This window comes from Streptomyces sp. NPDC057638 (assembly GCF_042800315.1).
GTDB lineage: Bacteria > Actinomycetota > Actinomycetes > Streptomycetales > Streptomycetaceae > Streptomyces.
Genome location: NZ_JBHVHF010000443.1, coordinates 1 through 4,936, shown reverse-complemented (window position 1 = coordinate 4,936; position 4,936 = coordinate 1). Strand labels below are relative to the sequence as shown.

General features: G+C 74.5%; 1 protein-coding gene. It reads right to left on the bottom strand.

Annotated features, from left to right (window positions below; translation table 11 throughout):
• Positions 1–4,854, bottom strand: a 4,854-nt coding sequence (locus tag ACFVIM_RS32840; protein WP_384309350.1) for an SDR family NAD(P)-dependent oxidoreductase, incomplete at its 3' end; no start/stop codon positions are given.
• Positions 4,855–4,936: the final 82 nt, after the last annotated feature.

Genomic DNA, 4,936 nt, shown 5'->3' with positions numbered 1-4,936 from the left:
ACGCAGCGCTGACCGGTCGGGAGTCACGGGCACGAGGGCGGGGCGGGCGGTGTCGCGAGCCATGGCGAGGGCGGTGTCGAAGAGGCGCAGCCCCTGCTCCGGGCTGGTGAGCTGGAGCCCGGAGCGGGCCGACCACTGGGCCGCGCGAGCGGTCTCCCGTGGGTCCCGCTCCGGGGTGTCGTGCGGGCCGTTGTGGGGTTCGCCGGGCCGTGGGGCGGCCTCCGGTGTGGTCGAGGGGCCCCACAGGCCCCAGACGAGGCTCACGGCGGGGAACCCCGCCGCGCGGCGGCGGACGGCGAGCGCGTCGAGGAAGGCGTTGGCGGCGGCGTAGTTGCCCTGGCCCGGACCGCTGTAGAGGCCCGCGACCGAGGAGAAGAGAACGAGGGTGACCGGCTCCGCGCCCCGGGTCAGCGCGTCCAGATGGGCCGCCGCGTCCGCCTTCGGGCGCAGCACCGCGTCCAGCCGGGGCTCGTCCAGCGCGCCGATCAGCGCGTCGTCGAAGACGGCGGCGGTGTGGACCACGGCGGTGAGCCGCTCACAGCCGGAGATGAGTTCCGCCGTCCGCTGGGGGTCGGAGAGATCGCACGCGGTGATCCGTACCGTGGCGCCCGCCCGCTCCAGGCGCCGCCGCAGCGGTGCGGCGCCCGGGGCGCCGGGGCCACGGCGGGAGGCGAGAACGAGGTCACGGACGCCGTGCGCGTGGACGAGGTGCTCGGCGATGAGGGCACCGAGGGCGCCGGTGCCGCCGGTGATCAGGACCGTGCCGCCGGGAGACAGGGCGGTCGGCCCATCGGCAGCCGGGGCGGTCGAGCCGGATGTCCGTCGGGGCCGGTCGGGGCCGGGCCCCACCCGGGTGAGCCGGGGCACGGTGGCCCGGCCGTCCCGTACCGCGATCTCCCACTCCCCTGCGGCGGCGGCCCGGTCGGCGAGCGCGCGGAGGTCGCTGTCGCTGTCCCCGTCGGGGTCGGCGGAGGAGCCGGGCGGCAGGTCCAGCAGGAGGACGCGGTCCGGGGCTTCCGCCTGGGCGCTGCGGACCAGGCCCCGGGCGGCGGCCGAGGCCGGATCGGTGTCGGCGGCGGTGGTCACGACGATGAGGGGCCGGGCCTGTGCGTCGCCCGGGTCTCCGAGGAGCCGCTGGAGGGCCCGGAGGGTGGTCGAGGTGGCCTGCCGGGCGCGGCGGGGGTCGTCACCCGGGCCGGGGTCGACGCGCAGCACCTCCCAGGGCCTGACCTGTGACGCGGCCCCGGCGGTGCGCGGTTCCTCCCAGGACCTGCTCTGTGACGCGGGCCCGGCGGTGGGCAGTTCCTCCCAGTCGACCGCGTGCGGCTCCGCCGGGAGCAGTGCGCCCGGGGCGATCGGGCGGCTGATGAGCGAGGCCACGGAGAGGACCGGCGCGCCCTGGTCATCGCTCAGGGTGAGGGTGACGCCGTCGTCCGTCCGGGCGAGCCGGACCCGGCCGGCCGTCGCCCCCGGGGTGTGCACCTCCACGCCCTGCCAGGCGAAGGCGAGCCCGCGTTCGGAGTCCCCCGTGAGGAACCCCGTGTGCAGCGCGGCGTCGAGGAGGACGGGGTGGACGGTGAAGCCGTCGGGCCCGGTGTCCACGGCCACCTCGGCGAACCAGGTCTGTTCCCGCCGCCACGCGGACCGTACGCCGTGGAAGGCGGGCCCGTACGCGTACCCGGCGGCGGCGAGTACGGGGTAGAGGTCGGCGACGTCGACGGGCTCGGCGCCCGGCGGTGGCCACGCGTCACCGCCGGGTGGCGGAGGGGCGGACGCGGGGCTCAGGGTGCCGGTGGCGTAGCGGGTCCAGTGGGTCTCGGCGGCCGGGCGGGCGTGCACGGTGAGGGGGCGCCGGCCGTGGTCGTCCGCCGCGCCCACCCCGACCTGGAACGTGAGCGTGTCGGCCGGGTCCAGCACCATGGGCGCCTCCACGACCAGTTCGGTGACGGCCGGGCAGCCCACGCGCGCGCCGCCCTGGACGGCGAGTTCCACCAGGGCCGCGCCGGGCACGACGGGCGCGCCCGCGATCACATGGTCGGCGAGCCAGGGGTGGTTCCGTGGGCTGATGGTGCCGGTGAGCGTCACCCCGCCCGTGTCGGGGTGTTCCACGGCCGCGCCGATCCAGGGGTGGGCGACCGGGGTGAGCCCGGCCCGGCCGACGTCGGCGGTCCCGCCACCGGAGGTGAGCCAGTAGTGGCGGTGCTCGAAGACGGTGGGCGGTACGGGTTCGGGCCGGGCCTCGGGCAGGACGGCCGACCAGTCGACCTGGCCGCCGTGGACGAAGAGTTCGGCCACGGAACGGAGGAAGCGGTCGCGTCCGCCGTCGTCCCGGCGGAGGGAGCCCAGCGCCACGGCGTCCTCCGCCGTCTCACTGATCGCCGCCGTCAGGACGGGGTGGCCGCTGGACTCCACGAAGAGGCCATAGCCCTCGTCCGCGAGCGCGGTGACGGCGTCGGCGAACCGTACGGGGCTGCGCAGGTTGCGGGCCCAGTAGCCAGGGTCGAGCGGGCCGTCGACCCAGCGGACATCGACGGTGGAGAGCCAGGGCAGACGCGGCCGGACCGAGACCACGTCCGCGAGAAGGCCGGAGATCTCCGCCGTGACCGCGTCCACCTGGGCGGAGTGGGAGGCGTAGTCGACCGGAACACGGCGGACCCGGACCTCACGGGCCCGGTAGGTCTCCGCCAGGGCGTCCAGTAGGTCCGGGTCGCCGGAGAGGACGACGGCGTTCGGGCCGTTCACGGCGGCCAGCGACACCCCCGCCGGGAGTTCGACCTCGTCAGGAGAGAGAGCCACCGAGAGCATCCCGCCCCGGCCCGCCAACCCCTCAGCGATCACCTGGCTGCGCAGGGCCACCACCTTCGCCGCGTCCTCCAGCGAGAGCGCCCCCGCCACACAGGCCGCCGCGATCTCCCCCTGCGAATGCCCCACCACCGCGTCCGGACGGAACCCATACGACTCCCACAGAGCGGCCAGCGACACCATCACCGCGAACGACACCGGCTGCACCACATCCACCCGCTCCAAACCACCCCCCTCACGCACCACCTCAGCCAACGACCACTCCACAAACGGCGCCAACGCCGCCCCACACTCCTCCATCCGCGCCGCGAACACCGGCTCGGACTCCCACAACTCCCGACCCATCCCCACCCACTGCGCCCCCTGACCCGGAAACACCAACACCGACCGCCGAGCCATATCCGCGACCTCACCCACCACCACATCCACCGACGAGCCACGGTCCGCGACCACACGCAGACCCTCCACCGCACCCTCCGCAGACGACGCCAACACCACCGCACGGTGCTCCCGCACCGCCCGCGCCACCACCAACGACCGCCCCACCCCCACCAACGACACCCCGTCCCTGCTGAAGTGCTCCGCCAACCGACCCGCCTGAACCCCCAACACCCCCGCACTCCGACCCGACACCACCAACGGCACCACCCCACCCCTAGCCCGGGCCGACTCCTCAACCCCACCCGACCCTTCCTCAATCACCACATGCGCATTCGTCCCCGACACCCCGAACGACGACACACCCGCCCGACGAGGACGCCCATCCGACCTCCCCCACGGCACCGCCTCCGTCAGCAACTCCACCCGCCCCGAATCCCACTCCACCTTCTCCGACGGACGGTCCACATGCAGCGTGCGCGGCAACACCCCGTACCGCAGCGCCAGCACCATCTTGATGACACCGGTCACCCCCGCCGCCGCCTGGGCATGACCGATGTTGGACTTCACCGACCCCAGCCAGAGCGGCGTCTCACGCCCCTGTCCATAGGTCGCCAACAGGGCCTGTGCCTCGATCGGATCCCCGAGGACCGTGCCCGTACCATGCGCCTCCACCGCGTCGACCTCCGACGCGGACAGACCGGCACTGGCCAGGGCCCGCCGGATCACCCTCCGCTGTGCCGATCCGTTCGGCGCGGTCAGGCCGTTGGACGCGCCGTCCTGGTTGACCGCCGAACCTCGCAGCACCGCCAGGACCTCACGGCCCTCCCGTACCGCGTCCGACAACCGCTGCACCACCAGCACACCCACACCCTCGGCCCAGCCGGTGCCGTCGGCGGCGTGGGCGAAGGACTTGCACAGGCCGTCGGCGGAGAGACCGCCCTGGCGGGAGAACTCGGTGAAGACACCGGGGGTGGCCATCACCGTGACCCCGCAGGCCAGCGCCGTCGCGCACTCGCCGGAGCGGATGGCCTGGGCCGCCAGATGCAGGGCGACCAGCGACGACGAGCACGCCGTGTCCACGGTCACCGCCGGGCCGCGCGCACCGAGGACATACGACAGCCGTCCGGACAGCACGCTCGACGCGGTTCCGGTGAGCAGATATCCGGCACCGTCATCGGCACCGACACCGTAGGACTGGGCCGAGGCTCCGACGAAGACGCCGAGATCCTGACCCCGTACGGCGGCGGGGTTGACGCCCGCGCGCTCCAGCGCCTCCCAGGACGTCTCCAGCAGCAGCCGCTGCTGCGGATCCATCGCCAGCGCCTCACGCGGCGAGATCCCGAAGAAGTCCGCGTCGAAGAGGCCCGCGTCACGCAGGAAGCCACCGCGCCGGGTGTGTGAGGAACCGACGGCCTCCGGGTCCGCCGTGAACAGGGCGTCCAGGTCCCAGCCCCGGTCCTCCGGGAAGCCGGTCACGGCGGTCTCGCCCCGGTCCAGCAGGTCCCAGAACCCCTCGGGGTCGGTGATGCCGCCGGGCAGCCGCAGCCCCATGCCGACGATCGCGACCGGCTCGTCCCGGGCCGCCTCCAGTTCGGCCACCCGGTCCCGGGTCCGGCGCAGTTCGGCGGTCAGGCGCTTGAAGTAGGCGAGGTTCTTCTCTTTGTCGTCCACGGTGGTCCTCGGGGCTCAAGTGTCCTCGGTACGGGCGGGTGTGGCCCTGGTGGGCCCGGGGCGGGCGGCCGTGCTCCACGGC